This is a genomic window from Streptomyces doebereineriae, from assembly GCF_031845645.1.
GTDB classification, from domain to species: domain Bacteria; phylum Actinomycetota; class Actinomycetes; order Streptomycetales; family Streptomycetaceae; genus Streptomyces; species Streptomyces canus.
Genome location: NZ_JAVREZ010000009.1, coordinates 53,363 through 70,175 on the forward strand (window position 1 = coordinate 53,363; position 16,813 = coordinate 70,175).

Sequence of the window (16,813 nt, forward strand, 5' to 3'; positions counted from 1 at the left end):
TCTGTGCGTCGCCCCGGCGACACGAACAGCCAGGGCGGCAGCAGCCACTATGCCTGATGGATCGAGACCTCACCAACATCTGGCGATCTCGATCACGATCCGCGTCCACACATCGCCGCTGCTGACCGCTCTGTGCGCACACTCCGGGTCAACCCCACCAGCACACCCGTCCCCCATCAATCCCTGCACGTATCCTGGGAGTTGTCCTGAACCGGGGCGCCAGGGGTGGCCGCAGGTACTAATCTGTGGTAAATGACCGACCCCGCGGCGGACACCCCGCTCCAGCAGCTCGTCTTCAAGGTGCACAGCCGCTGCGATCTGGCGTGCGACCACTGCTATGTCTACGAGCACGCCGACCGGAGCTGGAAAGCGCGGCCGGTCGTCATCCAGAAGGGGACGGTCACCCAGACGGCCCGTCGACTCGCCGAATATGCCGGAGCCGTCGGACTGGAATCCGTATCCGTCATTCTGCACGGTGGAGAACCCCTTCTCGCGGGCCCGGCCCGACTGCGCGAGATCTGCACGGAACTCACCACCGCACTCACCGATATCACTCCGCTGGACCTCCGAATTCACACCAACGGAATTCAGCTGAGCCGACGCCATCTGGACGTGTTCGCGGAATTCGGCGTCCGGGTGAGTCTGAGCCTGGACGGCGACAAGCTCGCCAACGACCGGCACCGGCTCGACCGTCGTGGCAGGAGCAGCTACGACCGGGTCCTGCGTGCCGTCGACCTGTTGCAGACACCGCCGTACCGGCATCTCTTCGGCGGGCTGCTGTGCACCGTCGACGTCCGCAACGATCCGGTCGCCGTCCATGACGCGCTGACCGCGCTCGATCCGCCGCGCATCGACTACCTCCTGCCGCACTCCACCTGGGACAATCCACCCCCACGCGGCGACTCCGGGTCGCAAACACCGTACGCCGATTGGCTGTTGACCATTTTCGACCGCTGGACCGAGCAGGGCCGCAAGGTGCCCGTGCGGACCTTCGACTCGGTGCTCAGTACCCTGCACGGCGGCCCCAGCCTGACCGAGGCCATGGGGCTCGCCCCGTCCGATCTCGCGGTCGTGGAGACCGACGGCACCTTCGAGCAGGCCGACTCGCTGAAGACCGCCTACGACGGGGCCCCCGCCACGGGGTACGACGTCTTCCGGAACGATTTCGCGGAACTCGCCCGGCATCCCGGGGTACGGGCCCGTCAGACGGGCCTCGCGGGCGTGTCCGAGACCTGCCGTCGCTGTCCCGTGGTGCAGTCCTGCGGCGGTGGCCTCTACGCCCACCGCTACAGCTCGGAGAACGGCTTCGACAATCCCTCCGTGTTCTGCGCGGACCTGCGGGCCCTGGTCGACGGCATCGCCGACCGGATCACCGAGCGCGCCCTCTTCCCCGGCGTCCACGACCCCGACGAGCTGTCCTTCGCCCTGCTCAAACAGGACCGGGAACGGCTGGCCGCCGCCAACGAGCGGCTCGCCGGGCGCCCGGACTGGGACGAGACCTGGCACGCCCTGCTGCGCCTGGACGCGGACGACGACGGCGCCACCCACCTCAACCGACTGCTGGCCCACCCCTACGTACGGTCCTCACTGCGCCGCTCGGGCCAGTCAGGCACCACCACGACCGCACGCTGCGCGTCCGTCGCGGTCGCCGCGGCCGTTCACGCCCAGGCCCCCCTGCAGCTGTCCTGGGAGCAGCCGTCCCGGGAGCTGCACCTTCCGTCGCTGGGCACCATGACACTGCCCGCCCCGGGGCGCGTGGAGGCGACCGTCACCGGCCGCACGGTGAGCGTGCGTCTCGCCGACGGCAGCACGTCGGCGACGGACACCGGTCCCGGCCCTTGGTGGCGGCCGCTGACGACGCTGGAGATGTCCGACGGCAACGGCACACCGCCGCTGCTCATCGACGACGCCGACCCCTGGCGTGCCGTCTACGCGGCAGAGGTGTCCGCCCCCCTGACTCCGGACGCCCTGGCCGCATTCAGGGATCTGCTTCGTACCGCGCTGTCGTCGGGGACTCGTCCTCCCCTGCCCCTCGCCGTCGTCACCCCGCTCGCGGCCGGGACGGGCGTCCGCGGGGACGAGCACGGGCTGGGCGCGCTGGGTGTTGCCGTCGACGCCGAACCCGCCGTACTCGCAAGGGAATTACCGCGTCATCTGCGCCGGGCCCGGCTGGCCGCGCTGCGCGAGGCGGCGCATCTGCACGTGCCGGGAAGCAGGGCCGGCGAGTTGTTCGCCGAGGCGTCCGACGGCCTGGGGGACGCCGAACACGCGGGGCCCTCGAGCGCTGCGGCGGCCTCGGCGCTGGCACGCACGGAACGGGCACTGACCCGGCTGACCGGACTGCCCGCGAGGGAGCTCACCGAGAGCGGCGCCGCCTTCCTGGAGGAGCTGCACGCGGAGTGGCGGCGTCTTGTCTGAGCTGACGCGACTGCGCCTGCTGCTGGGCGAGTTGGGCATCCGACCCGGCGGTGTCCTCATGGTGCACACCTCGCTGAGTGGCACCGGCCTGCCCCCCACCCTGGTCCGGGACGCGCTGCTGGCCGCCCTTGGACCCGACGGCACCCTCGTGGTGCCCGCCTTCACCCCGGAGAACTCGGACACCTCCCGCGCCCACCGGGCCCGCGTCGCCCACCTGAGCGCGGAGGAGGCCGCCGTGTACCGGGCGAGGAAGATGCCGCCCTTCGACCAGGACACCACACCCTGCCCGTCGATGGGCGCGCTCGCCGAGTGCGTGCGCACCACGAGGGGAGCCGTACGCAGCGCGCATCCGCAGACCTCGCTGGCCGGAATCGGGGCGCGGGCCGCCGAGTTGCTGTCCGGACACGACCCGCACTGCCACCTCGGTGAGCGCTCCCCGCTCGCCCGGCTGTACGCGGCGGACGCCGAAGTGCTGTTGCTGCGCGTCGGGTTCGAGGTGTGCAGCGCCTTCCATCTCGCCGAGTACCGCATGACCCCGGCACCGCCCACACGCGAGTACCGGTGCGTGGTCGGAGCGCCGGGCAACTGGTACCCGTACGAGGATGTGGCCCTGGACGACCGGGACTTCGCGGAGATGGGCGCGCGGTTGCCGGGCAAGCTCCTCACCCGGGGTCGGTGGTCCGGAAAGACGGTCACGCTCTTCGGTATGAGGGCCGTCGTGGACGACGTACGCGATCAACTGTCCAGATATCGCTCCCGAAATGACCTGAATTAAGTGAACCGCCCAGGCCCTTGGTCAGGCACATTGTTCTTCCGGTTCCAGGTGGCTCCGGCTACGGGGTCATCGACGCGCAGGGGGGCGTGTTGGACACACCTGACGGAGAGTGGGGGCAGGCCTCGGCCGAGGGGCAGCCCTATTTCTTCCTCAGCTACGCCCACACCCCGCCGTGGGGGTCGGGCGGCGGCGACCCCGACCACTGGGTGCACCAGCTCTATCGGGACCTGTGCAACCACATCATGGCGCTGACCGATCTGCCCGCCGGTGCCGAAGTCGGCTTCATAGACCGGGAGATGGGCTCCGGCGTGGGGTGGCCGAGGAAGCTCAGCGAGAACCTGGCCCGCTGCCGGGTCTTCGTGCCGCTGCTGTCACCGCGCTACTTCACCAGCGAGATGTGCGGCCGGGAACTGTTCGCGTTCAACGAGCGCATCCTGCACGCCAGGGCCGCCGGCGGACGCGAGGTGTCCGCCATCGTCCCGGCCCTGTGGACGCGCGTCGACTTCCACCAACTGCCGGACTCCATACGCCACATACACCTCGACCGGACGACCTTCGGCGACCGTTACGCGACCAACGGCTTCTACGGGCTCATCAAACTCAGCCGGCTGCGCGACGAGTACGAGGAGACCGTCCTCACCCTCGCCCAGCGGATCGTCCAGGTGGCCGAGGAGTCGCCGCTGCCGCCCGGCCGGCTGCGGGACTACGAGTCGACACCGAGTGCGTTCCGGCCGCGCGGCGAGGAACCGCGGCACATCCATCTGACGGTGGCCGCGCCCACCCGCGACAGCGTCCCCGAGGACCGGGACCCGCGCCCCTACGGCGAGGACGCGCTGGACTGGAACCCGTACCACTCGGAGTCGACGCGCCCGCTGCCCGCCCTGGCGGAGGAGCTGATCCGCTCGCTGGACTACCGGCCCACGGTCTCCTCCTTCGACGACGAGGACACCGACGGCCCGCTCTCCCCCGGCACCGGCGAGGAGAGCGGCAAGACCGGCCGGCCGCGCATCCTGCTCGTCGACCGGTGGACGCTGACCGACGAGGAACGGCGGCGCAGGCTGAAGGCGTTCGACGCCCAGGCCCAGCCGTGGGTGAGCGCGGTCGTCCCCTGGAACCGGGCCGACCTGCAGTGTCACGGCGACGAGGGACAGCGCCTGACCACGGAGTTCGAGCGCACGCTCCCGCTGCTGCTTGAGCGCGGCAGACGCACCGACTGCCGTACCGCGGTCAACGGCGTCCCCACGCTCAAGGCGTTCACCGACGTGCTGCCCGCCGTCGTGGCGCACACCACCCGGCAGTACCTCAAACACGCGGAGGCCCATCCGCCGCCGGGTCCGCACGTGCCCAGGCCCCGTCTGCTGGGCCCCATCCAGCCGCCGTACCCGGAAGGCGGACCCGACCACGGAGGAGAAGCATGACGGGCCCGCGCGACGGACGTGTCATCACTTTCTATTCGTACAAGGGCGGTACGGGCCGCACCATGGCCCTGGCCAACACCGCCTGGATCCTCGCGGCCAACGGCAAACGCGTGCTCGCCGTGGACTGGGACCTCGAGGCCCCCGGCCTGCACCGCTTCTTCCACCCGTTCCTGGACCCGAAGGCGCTGTCCGCGACGCCGGGGGTCATCAACATCATCCAGGACTACGCCTGGGCCGCGACCACGGGCACCCAGCGCCCCGACGACTGGCACCTGGCCTACGCCCAGGTCGAGCAGCACGCCGTGTCCATCCGACCCGAGCGCTTCGACCTGCACTTCCCCGAGGGCGGCTCTCTCGACTTCCTCTCCGCGGGCCGCCAGGACCGGGCCTACTCGGCGGCGGTCACCTCGTTCGAGTGGGACAACTTCTACGAGCGGCTCGGCGGCGGCACCTTCCTCAGGGCGCTCAGGGCCAGCATGAAGGGGACGTACGACTATGTCCTGATCGACAGCCGCACCGGTCTTTCGGACAACGCCGACATCTGCACCATGGAGATGCCCGACGTCCTGGTGGACTGCTTCACCCTCAGCGACCAGGCGCTGGAGGGGGCGGCGGTGGTCGCCCGCAGTGTCGAGGAGGGCTACCGGCCGCGCCGGATACGGGTCCTGCCGGTGCCGATGCGCATCGACGAGGGCGAGAAGGAGAAGGTCGACGCCGGCCGCGCGCTGGCCCGGATGCGGTTCGAGGGGCTGCCCAAGGGAGCGGACGGCCGGCCGCTGAGCCAGGAGGAGCTCAGCGCCTACTGGGGCAACGTCGAGATCCCCTACCGCCCGTACTACGCCTACGAGGAGACCCTCGCCACCGTCGGCGACGAGAGCGGCATCGCCAACTCGCTGCTGTCCGCCTTCGAGCGGCTCACGGCCGTCATCTCCGACCGCGAGGTCACCTCGCTGCCGCAGATCCCCGAACCGGTCCGGCTGCGCTGCCGGGACGCCTACCTCAGGCGCCGGCCGCTGACCAGCGTGGCCGATGTCGTGGTCGCGTACGCGGCGGAGAAGCGGATGTGGGCCGACTGGGTCGAATACCTCCTCAAGCGGGCCGGCTGCGAGGTCACGCTGCACGAGATCTCCACCGGTCCGGTCGAGCCGGCGGAGACGACCGCCCACACCGTGGTGCTGCTGTCGAAGACCTTCCAGGAGTCCCGGTACGCCGACTCCGTCTGGCGTGCCCTCGGCGAGCGGACCCCGGAGGGCGCCCGCAGCTCGGTGGTGCCGCTGCGAGTCGAGGAGGTTCCGCTCCCGGAGCCGTGCACCGACCTGCACCGGCTCGACGAGACGGAGTGTGTGGCCGCGCTCCAGCGCGCGCTGGAACTCCCGCTGCAGCCGGCCGAGAGCAGCCCGTCGGCCCCCCGCTTCCCCGGCATCACCCCCGGCATCTGGAACGCGCCCCAGCGCAACACCACCTTCACCGGCCGGGCCCCGATCATGGACCGGATCCGCACCCAGCTGGGCGACCTGTCCGGCCCGCCGCAGCCGCAGGCGCTGTTCGGACTGGGCGGGGTGGGCAAGACCCAGCTCGCCATCGAGTACGTGCACCGCTTCATGGCCGACTACGACCTGGTCTGGTGGATCTCCGCCGAACACATCGACGACGTGGTCGCCTCGCTGGCCGAACTCGCCCCGCTGATAGGCGCGACGGGCCCCGAGGACGACATGACGAAGTCCAGCCAGGAAGCCGTGCAGCGGCTGTCCCGGGGGCTGCCGACCAAGCGCTGGATCCTGGTCTTCGACAACGCCGGCGATCCCGCGGAGCTGGCCCGCTACTTCCCCACCGGAGACGGTGGGCACATCCTCGTCACCTCCCGCAACCAGGCCTGGTCCCAGCACGGGGCGTCCCAGCAGATCGACGTCTTCGAGCGCAAGGAGAGCGTCGAGCACCTGACCCGGCGCCGCGAGGACGGCCTGACGGCCGGGGACGCCGACCGGGTGGCGGAGGCGCTCGGCGATCTGCCGCTGGCGGTCGAACAGGCGGCGGCCTGGCTGGCCGAGACCGCCACCCCGATCGAGGACTATCTGCGACAGCTGGCCCGGCAGACCACCGAGGTGCTGGACCTCAACCAGCCGCCCGACTACCCGCGGACGGTCGCGGCCACCTGGAACGTGTCGATCCAGCAGCTGGAGAAGCGATCACCCGCGGCGGTACGGCTGCTGCAGCTGTGCGCCTTCCTCGCTCCCGAGCCGATCTCCCAGCAACTGCTCTACAGCAAGGAGATGATCACGGCGCTCAAGCCGTACGACCCCTCGCTCCAGGAGAGCCTGCTGCTCGGCCGGGTCATCCGGGAGATCGGCCGGTTCGCGCTCGCCAAGGTCGACCAGAAGACCAACAGCCTCCAGGTGCACCGGCTGGTGCAGGCGGTGATCCGCGCCCAGATGCCCGAGGAGAAGCAGCGGGAGGCCCGGCACGTCGTGCACACCGTCCTGGCGGGCGCCCGGCCCGACGGTGACGAACCCATCGACGACCCGGCCACCTGGCCCCGCTTCGCCGTCATCTGGCCGCACCTGGCCGCTTCCGACGCCCGCAACTGCCGTGAGGCCGACACCCGTCGACTGCTCATCGACCGGGTCCGCTACCAGTGGAAACGCGGTGACTTCCTGGCCGCGAGGCGCCTCGCGGAGGACCTGCTCCAGCACTGGAAGCCGGTGCTCGGGGAGGACGACGTCTACTACCTCTACCTGCGTTTCCACCTCGCCAACGTGCTGCGCTCGCAGGGGCGTTACGTGGAGGCCCGGGAGATCGGCGAGGACCTGCTGGAACGGCAGCGCCGGGAACTCGGCGAACAGCACCCGCACACCTACGCCACCATGTCCGCGCTCTCCAGCGACCTGGCGGCCCTCGGCGAGTACACCAAGGCGGTCGGCCTGGCCGAGAAGGCGCACGACGGCTTCAGCGAGATCTTCCACGAGTCGCACCGGCGCACCCTCAGCGCGGCCAACAACCTCGCTCTCGCCCTGCGGATGGTGGGCAACTACGGCCAGGCACGCGGCATCGACCAGGACACGCTCGACCGGCGCACGGCCGTCCTCGGCCCGGACCATCCCTACACGCTGGCCTCGGCCGAGCGGCTCGGCCGTGACCTCAGGGAGGTCGGGCGGTACGCGGAGTCGGTGTCCATCCTTTCGCGGGCGTACGCGGCCCACAAACGGATCCTGGGCAGGGAGTTCCCCGGCACCCTGCGCTGTGCCAAGTCCCTGGCGGTGTCGCTGCGCCGCAACGGCCAGCTGGAGGACGCCCGTCGGCTGACGGAGGCGACCCGCAAGCAGTACAAGGACCAGTACTCGGCCCCGACGCCCGACTCGCTGGCCTGCGACCTCAACCTGGCGGCGGACCTGTTCGCGGCCGACGAACGGGACCGGGCCCGCGAGGTGGCCCAAGAGGTGCTCGCCGAGTACATGAAGGTGCCGGGCGAGGCGCATCCGTACACCCAGGCGGCCCTGAACAACCTGGGGATCTTCCACTGGGGCTGCCAGGACCTGGACGAGGCGGAGGCGGTGTTCCTCAAGGTGCGGCCCCGCATGAAGGAGGTGCTGGGCGAGCACCATCCGCACACCGTGTTCTGCAGCGTGAACTACGCCAACGTCCTCTACGACCAGGGCCGCTTCGAGGAGGCGCGGGAACGGGACGAGGCGGCGCTGCCGGTGCTGCGCGAGGCCCTCGGGCGCCACCACCCCGAGACGCTCGCCGTGGTCACCAACCTGGGGCTCGCCCTGCGGGCCCTAGGCCGTGACGGCGAGGCCCGCGCCCTGCGGGACGACGCGCTGGCAGAACTGCGCCTGCTGCTCGGGGAGGACAACGGCATCACCCTGCTGGCAAGCCGTGATCGGCGCATCTACCGGGATCTGGAGCCCTTGTCCGTGTGATCCCGGGTCGGGCGGCGCCGCCGAGTGAGGCGGCGCCGTCCGCCGATCATCAGTGTGTCCGCGCTTCGGCGAGTAGCCAGTCCAGCACGGCGGGCAGGGCGCGCAGTGCGGCGAAGTGGGCCGACGTGGGTTCCAGGACGGCCGTGGCGCGCGGGATGCGGTCGGCGAGCCAGGAGGCGTGCGAGGCCGGGGAGAAGACGTCGTCCTTGCCGTGCCACAGCAGCACCGGCACCTTGATCCGCGCCGGGTCGAAGCCCCAGGACGCGGTGAGGGCCAGGGCGTCGTCGATCCAGCCGTACGGCGAAGTGCGCAGCGCCTCACGGTAGTTGCGCAGCAGCATCGAGCGGATGGTGTTGTCCGAGACGATCAGCCGGTCGTCGGCGGTGAGGTCCTCGCGCAGCTCCTCCAGCAGACGCGCGGGATCACTGCGGATGGCGGCGGAGCGCGGGATGATCCCGGCGGCGAAACGCTCGGGGTCGGTGGCGGCCGTACTCAGAGCGGCGACGTTGGAAGGCGCCATCCCCGCATACCAGTCCAGGCCCTCCGCGTCGCGCGGTGCCCACCCCACCATCGCCGCCGCCCTGGTCACCCGGTCGGGCAGCAGCGCGGCGCAGGCCAGGGCGTGCGGGGCTCCGGCGGAGCGGCCGGCCACCGCGAACCGGTCCAGTTCGAGGGCGTCGGCGACATCGGCCACATCCTGGGCCACGTCCGCCACCCGGCGGCGCGGCATACGGTCCGAACCGCCGTACCCCGGCCGGTCGTAGCTGATGAGGCGGGCGCCGCGCTGGTGGAGGAACATCGAGCGGGGTTTCGGCCCCACCCGGCTGCCGGGCATGCCGTGCAGGAGGAACACGGGGCGTCCGTGCGGATCCCCCGAGACCTCCACCCGTAACCGTCGTCCGTCCGCCGTACGCACATGTTCGGGCACCGCCGCGCTCCCCCCACCCGAGGCCTTGACCGGGCCACGCTGCCCGAACCCTGCCCACGCGGGGGTCCGGCGAAACGAATTCGCAGGTCAAACGGGACCGGGGCGGGGTGGACCGGCGCAGTTCGGCCACCGGGGCGAGGACACGGCCTCTCAGAGGGCGAACCAGAAGCGGACCGTGGAGCCCTCCGGTCCGGTGTGCACCCGCACGAGGTCGGCGACGAGGTTGACGATGAGGAGGCCGCGGCCGCCGTGCTGGTCCCGCGAGGGCGGTCGGCGGCCGGCCAGCAGGTCGGTGAGGTGTCCCCGGTCGCGGACCTCGCACACCACGTGCCCGTCCTCGGCCCACACCCGCAGCAGGCCCGAACCACCGCCGTGCACCACGCTGTTGGTGGTCAGCTCGGCAACGGCCAGTGCCAGGTCGTCGAGCCGGGGCCGCAGGAGCCCGAGCCGCGCGGCCGCCTCGCTGGCGAAGTGCCGGATCTCGCCGAGCACATCGGCGACGAAGGCGTGGGCCGGCACGTCCGGGGCCGGCGGCAGCGGTGCGTTGTAGCGTGCGTGGACGGCTTCGAAGTCGTACCGTCCGCTCTCCTCCTCGCGTCCGGAGCCGGCGTCGACGACCACGGGGTGGGTGGCGTAGGCGTCGGCGACGGCCTGCGGGTCGAGGCGCCGGGTGTCGTACGGGCACAGGATGGTGACCGGGCGGCCCTGGAAGGCCGCGTTGATCAGCGCCTCGTGCTGGACGCAGGCCGGGTACTCGGTGGCCGTGCGCCCGGCCCAGATCGGCTCGCCGACGATCCGCACCCGGGTACCCGGCGGCTGGGCGTCTGCGAAGGCGCGCAGCACCCCCGGGATGATCCGGCCGGGGTTGCGCCCGGCCTCTCGCATGTCGAGGAACCGTACGGCCTCACCGGCACCGATCTCCGCCTTCAGCAGCCGCAGGTTCTCGGTGGGCACGGCCACGGCCACCGGTTCCCCGGCGGCGAGCGCCTTGCGTACGAACGGCACCACACCGGCGAGGTACTCCCGCTCGTCGCGGTAGAAGAGCGCGGGGTGCATGAACGGACCCGCGGTCTCGGCCACGGCGTTCATGGCGTCGTCACCGCGCTCCCGCCCGCCGGAAGGCGGCGCCGGGGCGTCTCGGGCCATATGTCCACACCTGCTCTCCACTCTCCCGACCGGGCTGTCTTCCCTTCGATACGTCTCCCCGCCAGAAACGTCTCTGCGCCACTACCTGGACGAGACCGCGTTTACCCCCGGGAAGCGCCTGTCACTCCCCCGATGCGCCGGGTGTACTCCCCGACACGCCGGGCAGGCGCATTCCAGCACCGCCGGGCCCCGCGCGGCCAACACCCTCGGACCGGGCCGGGAGCCGGTGGCGATCGGTGACTCAACGTCGTGACGACTGTGGGGAGCAGCGAGGCGGACATGAGCTCAGCGGCACACACATCGCTTGCAGGGCGACTGAACAACTTGACCATCGACGCCGGCGTGGAGGGGGGCAGGGCCGTACTCGTCCTCCGCGGCGATCTGATCCACGGCTGTGCGGACACCCTGGCCACGGCCCTGGCGCGGCTGCCGGACGGCACCGGCCGGGTCGACCTGAACATGGCCGGAGTCGCGTTCATGGACACGACGGGACTGCGGTTCCTGGAGGTCCTCGACACCTACGGCCGCCGCCGTCGGATACGGGTGACGGCGACCGGCTGGAACGACCAGCCGCGCCGCGTCCTGGAGTTGGCCGGTCTGGATCCCGACGATCCGCTGCACGGCCCCGGGACCCACCGCGAGCCGGTGCCCTCCGCGATGGTCCTGGAGCGCGCGGAACAGCTGGACCTGCTGCGCACGGAGGTCGAGCAACTGCGCCGGGCGATCGTCACCCGCCCGGTCATCGACCAGGCGCGCGGGGTCCTGATGGCCACCCATGCCTGCTCCTCGGACCAGGCGTGGAACGTCCTGCGGGAGGCCTCCCAGCTCTCCAACACCAAGCTGCGCAAGGTCGCCGCGGTGGTCACGGCAGAGGCCGAAGGCGGTGGCCCGCCGCCGCCGTCTGAGCTGCGGCAGGCGCTGCGGACGGCGATCGACCGTTGCCTGAACTGAGTACGGAACGGTGGGCGTACCGCTGCCGGTGGGGCTGTACCGGGTTGCGGTGGGGCTGCGCTGCGGGGGCGGTGTGCCGCCCGGACCGCTGTCAGTACGGCAGCAGCCGTCCCGACGGTGTCCTGCGGTCGATCTCGGGCTGCCTGGTGTCACGGGAGGACGAGGGCCGACGGCTGACGCGAACACGGATCTGGCGGTTCATGGCGCCCTCCTCGGGCCTGGTTTCCTGTTCCCCGACACGAACCAGCCTCGTCCCCGAGACCCGCCCGCACATCGTGCCCACGGAGGCACCTGCCCTGCCTCCCCGGGACGACCGCACCGCCTCCCGCTACTCCCGGGGGAGGACAACTACCCCTGAGAACGCCCGATCAAGCCTTGCCGACGGGACGCACGGGGACACCCGACCGCGCACGAGGCGCACACTGGAGGGACGCGACGGGCGGGGCCCGGTTCTCCGCGGCCGCGAGAACCCACCGACGGGGCCCGCGACCGCGACGCTGCGGGTCCGACCGGGGCCCGGAACGTCGCGACCGCGGGGCCCGCAGCCCGGTGCCACGGAAGCACAGACCGACCGACCGGACCCGCAGCATCACGGCCGCGCGACCCACCCGCCCGCGGCACACACCGGCGCCGCGACCACCGCGTCCGTGGCGGCCACACAGCCCGAAGCCGCCACGGACGTACAGACCCACCGGCCGGACCCGCAACATCGCGGTCGGCCCAGCCGCCCGGGGGGCCGCCACAGACGCCACCGATTCCAGGAGGGGCCATGCGCACAGGGACAACTCCGCCCGCGCCCGCGCCCGCGCCCCCAGCGGCACGGTGGCTCGGTGTCCCACGGTGGCGCGCTGCCCTAGGGCGGCTCGGGGCCCGGCGGTGGCTCGCTGCCGTACAACTGCTCGCTGCCGTACGGCCACTCCCGCGCCCCCACCGCCGCCCGGCCCCCGTCCGCCCGTCGCGGGCGGAGCAGTTGCGGGCGCTCGTCGCGGTCCTGGACGAGGCGGTGGCCGCGCAGACGCCGGCCGACGAAGCGGTGGCCGCGTGCGGCGAACCCGGTCCGGTGTCGCGCGGCACGGCACGGGACTGCGGGCAGCAGAGCATCGCCCTGCACCGGCTGCACGCCCGGCTACAGGACCTGGGAACGACCGACCCGGACCTGGTGGCGGCGCAGGCCCGCGCGGTCCGGCTGCTCGCCTACGACCTGTGGATGCTGCGCGCCTCGATGAACCTGGCCTTCACCGTCCGCCCCGTCGACCGCACCGAGGCGGCCCGTCTGCGCCTCAACGGCCTGGGCCGCCCCGCGGACGACCTCCGCCGGTTGCGCGACTCCCTGCGCGTGGAGCTCCGGGACACCTAGAGCACTCGTGGCCGACGTATTGCTCTCCCTTTTCGGTAATACCCGGTCAAGAGTTCCCAATGAACGCTTGTGAGCATGTACGGCGGCGTCGATCATTGGCCGAATTCCGCCTGTACCGCTCATCGGCAGGAGCCCCTGGTGACCGCTGGCCCCATAACCTCAGAGCCTGCGGACGCGCCGCCGGCAGCCCGGTCGGAACGCCAGAAGCTGCGCAAGCACTTCGGCCGCTTCGACATCCTCTTCTTCCTGCTGTGCACCATCGTGGGCGTGGACACCATCGGCACGGTGGCCTCCCGCGGCGCGGAGGCGTTCACCTGGCTCCTCGTGCTGGCCGCCGTGTTCTTCGTCCCCTCGGCCCTGCTGACCGCCGAACTCGGCGCCGCGTTCCCCGACGAGGGCGGCCCCTACATCTGGACCAGCCGCGCCTTCGGCCGGCTGGCCGGCGCGGTCAACAACTTCCTCTACTGGATCACCAATCCGGTCTGGCTCGGCGGCACCCTCTCCGTCTCCGCGGTCACCGCGTACACGACCTTCTTCAACGACGGCAAGGACCTGAGCACCCCGGCCTTCTACGTCTTCACCCTGGCCTTCGTCTGGATCGGGGTCCTCGCCGCGATCCTCTCCTTCGACGTCGGCAAGTGGATCCCCACCATCGGCGCGTGGAGCCGCTTCCTCCTGCTCGGCCTGTTCACCGCCACGGTCGTCGTCTACGGCGTCCAGCACGGCCTGCACGGATTCGGACTCGGTGACTTCTCCCCGACGTACGCGGGCTTCGTCGTCCTGGTGCCGGTCCTGATGTTCAACTACGTCGGCTTCGAACTCCCCAGCACCGCGGGCGACGAGATGACCGACGCCCAGAAGGACGTGCCGTACGCCGTCTTCCGCAGCGCCGCCCTCTCCGTGCTCCTCTACGCCCTGCCGATCCTCGGCATCCTGCTCGTGCTGCCCGTCAAGGCCATCAGCGGTCTCGGCGGGTTCATCGACGCGATCCGCCAGGTCTTCACGGTCTACGGCGGCCATGTCGCCGGCGACGGCACCGCCACCCTCAGCGGCGCCGGGAGCGCGCTCGGGGACCTGGCCGCGGTCCTGTTCATCCTCACCGTGCTGTCCTCGGGCGTGACCTGGGTGATGGGCTCCGACCGCGCCCTCGCCGTCTCCGGCTACGACGGCGCGGCCCCGCGCTTCCTCGGCGTCATCTCCAGCCGCTTCGGCACCCCGGTCCGCGTCAACGTCCTCAGCGGGCTGGTCTCCACGGCCGTCCTGGGCCTGGCCCACGAACTCACGAACGGCAACGCGGCGAAGCTCTTCGGCGCGGTCCTGGGCCTGGCCGTCTCCACCACTCTGGTCAGCTACCTGGGCATCTTCCCGGCGCTCACGGTACTGCGCCGCAAGGCCCCGGACGTGCCCCGCCCCTACAGGGCACCCGCTCCCCTCGCCATCAGCATCGTCCTCACCGGGCTCGTGCTGTACGCCTGCGTGCAGTTGGTCGCCCCGGGCGCTCCTTTCAACTGGTTCAGCTCCGCCTACGCCCCCGACGGCTGGACCCACGCCGAACGCGGGACGTACCTGCTGACGCAACTCATACCGCTCGTCGGATTCATGCTCCTCGGCGTCCTGTTCTGGGCGCTGGGCGCACCGACGCGCAGGGCCGAGGCGGCCGCGGCACGGACGTGACGGACGCCGGCCGGGGCTCGTCTCCGCCGGCGGCGTCGAGGGCAGTACTCCTCCCCTCCCCCGCACCATCGGCGGGGCCGACCACTTCATCCTCGAAACCTCGACGGCAAATACTTGGCTAGCCACATGTTTGCTGTTACGTTGGTTATGTGTCCAGCCACCTAAATGGGTGGCGACACGAGAGGAGTCGTCATGAAGGCCATCCTGTTCGACCGTTTCGGAGGCACCGACGTGCTGCACGAGGCGGACATCGAGGTTCCGCAGCCCGGTCCGGGGCAGGTCCGCGTCCGCGTCAGGGCGGCCGGGCTGAACGCGCTGGACGGCAAGATCCGCTCCGGGGCGATGCAGGCCGCGTTCCCCACGCCGCTCCCCGCCGTCCCCGGTGCCGAGCTCGCGGGCGTGGTGGACGCCCTGGGCGAGGGTGTGCAGGACGTGCGGGTGGGCGACGAGGTGCTGGGCTGGTCGGACACCGGCTCGTACGCCCAGTACGCGCTGGCCACCACCGTGGCCCCCAAGCCCGCCGGACTCGACTGGCAGCACGCGGTCGCGCTGCCGGTGGCGGGCGAGACGGCCGAGCGGGTCCTGAACCTGCTGGGCGTCGCCGCCGGGGAGACCGTACTGATGCACGGAGCGGCCGGAGCGGTCGGCACCCTGGCGGTCCAGCTCGCCACGGCCCGCGGAGCGCGTGTCATCGCCACCGCCGGCCCCGCCAACCAGGACTACCTCACCTCGCTCGGCGCCACCGCGACCCTCTACGGCGAGGGTCTGGTCGAGCGGGTCCGGGCACTCGCCCCCGACGGCGTGGACGCGGTGTTCGACCTGGCCGGGAAGGGGGCCCTGGAGGACTCCATCACGCTGAGCGGCGGCACCGACCGCATCGTCACCATCTCCGACTTCCGCGCGCACCAGCTCGGCATCACCTTCTCCAGCGGTGGCCAGGAACGCTCGGCCGCCCGCCTGGCCGCCCTGGCCCAGGACGCCGCGACCGGCAAGCTCGTCACCACCGTCACCGCCTACCCGCTCGACCAGGCCGCCACGGCCCAGCAGGTCAGCGGCGCCGGGCACGTGCGGGGCAAGCTCGCCCTCACCCTCGACTGATCACGCCCCGCCCTTCCCTCTTGTTCCGATCATCACCTGCCATACCGCACCGAAGGACCACTCATGCTGAACGCCCTGTGGACACCGACCACCGTCGGCGACATCTCCCTCCCGCACCGCCTGGTCATGGCCCCCATGACCCGTGACCGATCCACACCCGAAGGCGTACCGACCGAGCTGAACGCCGAGTACTACGCCCAGCGGGCCTCGCACGCGCTCATCATCACCGAGGGGACCCAGCCCTCCGCCGACGGTCAGGGCTACCTCCTGACCCCCGGCATCCACAATGACGATCAGATCGCCGGGTGGCGCAAGGTCACGGACGCCGTGCACGCGGCCGACGGCCGGATCGTCATCCAGCTGATGCACACCGGCCGCATCGCCCACCCCGACAACACCCCTCACGGGCGCCGGCCGGTCGCCCCTTCGGCGGTCCAGCCGCAGGGTGCGATGTTCACCGTGTCCGGGCCCCAGGAGATGCCGACGCCCCGCGAGCTGTCGACGCAAGAGGTCGCGGCGACCGTCGACGACTTCCGCCGCGCCGCGGCGGCCGCCGTCGCGGCAGGCGCCGACGGCGTGGAGATCCACGGCGCCAACGGCTACCTCGTGCACCAGTTCCTCGCCGACAACACCAACCAGCGCACCGATGGCTATGGCGGATCGATCGAGGGCCGCATCCGCTTCGCCGTCGAGGTCGCCACCGCGGTGGCCGAGGAGATCGGCGCCGACCGCACCGGTATCCGTATCTCCCCCGGCAACCCCTACAACGACATCGCCGAGTCCGACACCGCCGAGCTGTATCCGGCGCTCCTGCGCGCCCTCAGCCCGCTCGGCCTGGCCTACCTCCACGTGATGCACGCGGGCGACGAGGAACTGCTGGGCACTCTGCGCGCGCTGTGGCCGACCACGCTGATCCTCAACCGGGCCGGCACCGACCTGCCCACCCGCGCCAAGGACATCGACCACGGCACGGCCGACCTCGTCTCCGTCGGCGCCCTTGCGCTCGCCAACCCGGACCTCGTCGAGCGGCTACGCTCTGACGCGCCGCTGAACACCCCCGACCCGGCGACCTTCTACGGCGGCGGAGTGGCCGGCTACACCGACTACCCCACCCACACCGTCTGAGGAACC

11 protein-coding genes are annotated in these 16,813 nt (G+C 71.5%); 9 read left to right on the top strand and 2 right to left on the bottom strand.

Annotated features, from left to right (window positions below):
• Positions 1-252 precede the first annotated feature (252 nt).
• The 4 genes from fxsBH (at position 253) to fxsT (ending at position 8,528) form a co-directional block, all read left to right on the top strand.
• Positions 253-2,418, top strand: a complete 2,166-nt coding sequence (gene fxsBH / locus RNB18_RS25550) for a radical SAM/SPASM protein FxsBH, inactivated beta-hydroxylase extension form (RefSeq protein ID WP_311716452.1) — start codon at positions 253-255, stop codon at positions 2,416-2,418.
• Complete coding sequence (locus tag RNB18_RS25555) at positions 2,411-3,193, top strand: aminoglycoside N(3)-acetyltransferase (RefSeq protein ID WP_311716453.1); 783 nt, start codon at positions 2,411-2,413, stop codon at positions 3,191-3,193. Before fxsBH ends, RNB18_RS25555 begins: the two co-directional genes overlap by 8 nt.
• An 89-nt stretch (positions 3,194-3,282) precedes the next feature.
• Positions 3,283-4,611, top strand: a complete 1,329-nt coding sequence (locus RNB18_RS25560) for a TIR-like protein FxsC (protein WP_311716454.1) — start codon at positions 3,283-3,285, stop codon at positions 4,609-4,611.
• The gene (fxsT, locus tag RNB18_RS25565; protein ID WP_311716455.1) at positions 4,608-8,528 is read left to right on the top strand and encodes an FxSxx-COOH system tetratricopeptide repeat protein; all 3,921 of its coding nucleotides are present in this window, start codon (positions 4,608-4,610) and stop codon (positions 8,526-8,528) included. Before RNB18_RS25560 ends, fxsT begins: the two co-directional genes overlap by 4 nt.
• Positions 8,529-8,577: 49 nt before the next feature.
• Here the strand turns inward: fxsT and RNB18_RS25570 are convergent, their stop codons facing one another.
• Positions 8,578-9,456, bottom strand: coding sequence for an alpha/beta fold hydrolase (locus RNB18_RS25570; RefSeq protein WP_311716456.1), 879 nt, complete (start codon positions 9,454-9,456; stop codon positions 8,578-8,580).
• Positions 9,457-9,606: 150 nt separating this feature from the next.
• Positions 9,607-10,545, bottom strand: coding sequence for an anti-sigma factor RsbA family regulatory protein (locus tag RNB18_RS25575; RefSeq protein WP_311716712.1), 939 nt, complete (start codon positions 10,543-10,545; stop codon positions 9,607-9,609).
• A 336-nt stretch (positions 10,546-10,881) separates the two neighbouring features.
• Here RNB18_RS25575 and RNB18_RS25580 point away from each other — a divergent pair, with 336 nt between their 5' ends.
• The 5 genes from RNB18_RS25580 (at position 10,882) to RNB18_RS25600 (ending at position 16,807) form a co-directional block, all read left to right on the top strand.
• Positions 10,882-11,553 carry an ANTAR domain-containing protein gene (locus RNB18_RS25580; protein ID WP_311716457.1) on the top strand — a complete coding sequence of 224 codons (672 nt, stop codon included), beginning with the start codon at positions 10,882-10,884 and terminating at the stop codon, positions 11,551-11,553.
• Positions 11,554-12,322: 769 nt separating this feature from the next.
• Positions 12,323-12,910: a hypothetical protein gene (locus RNB18_RS25585; protein ID WP_311716458.1), complete on the top strand. Its 588-nt coding sequence runs from the start codon at positions 12,323-12,325 to the stop codon at positions 12,908-12,910.
• Between the two features lie 138 nt (positions 12,911-13,048).
• The gene (locus RNB18_RS25590) at positions 13,049-14,584 is read left to right on the top strand and encodes an APC family permease (RefSeq protein WP_311716459.1); all 1,536 of its coding nucleotides are present in this window, start codon (positions 13,049-13,051) and stop codon (positions 14,582-14,584) included.
• A gap of 192 nt (positions 14,585-14,776) precedes the next feature.
• Positions 14,777-15,682: an NADP-dependent oxidoreductase gene (locus tag RNB18_RS25595; RefSeq protein WP_311716460.1), complete on the top strand. Its 906-nt coding sequence runs from the start codon at positions 14,777-14,779 to the stop codon at positions 15,680-15,682.
• 63 nt (positions 15,683-15,745) lie between these two features.
• Positions 15,746-16,807 (top strand): alkene reductase, encoded by a 1,062-nt coding sequence (locus RNB18_RS25600; protein ID WP_311716461.1) that lies wholly within the window; start codon positions 15,746-15,748, stop codon positions 16,805-16,807.
• Positions 16,808-16,813 lie beyond the last annotated feature (6 nt).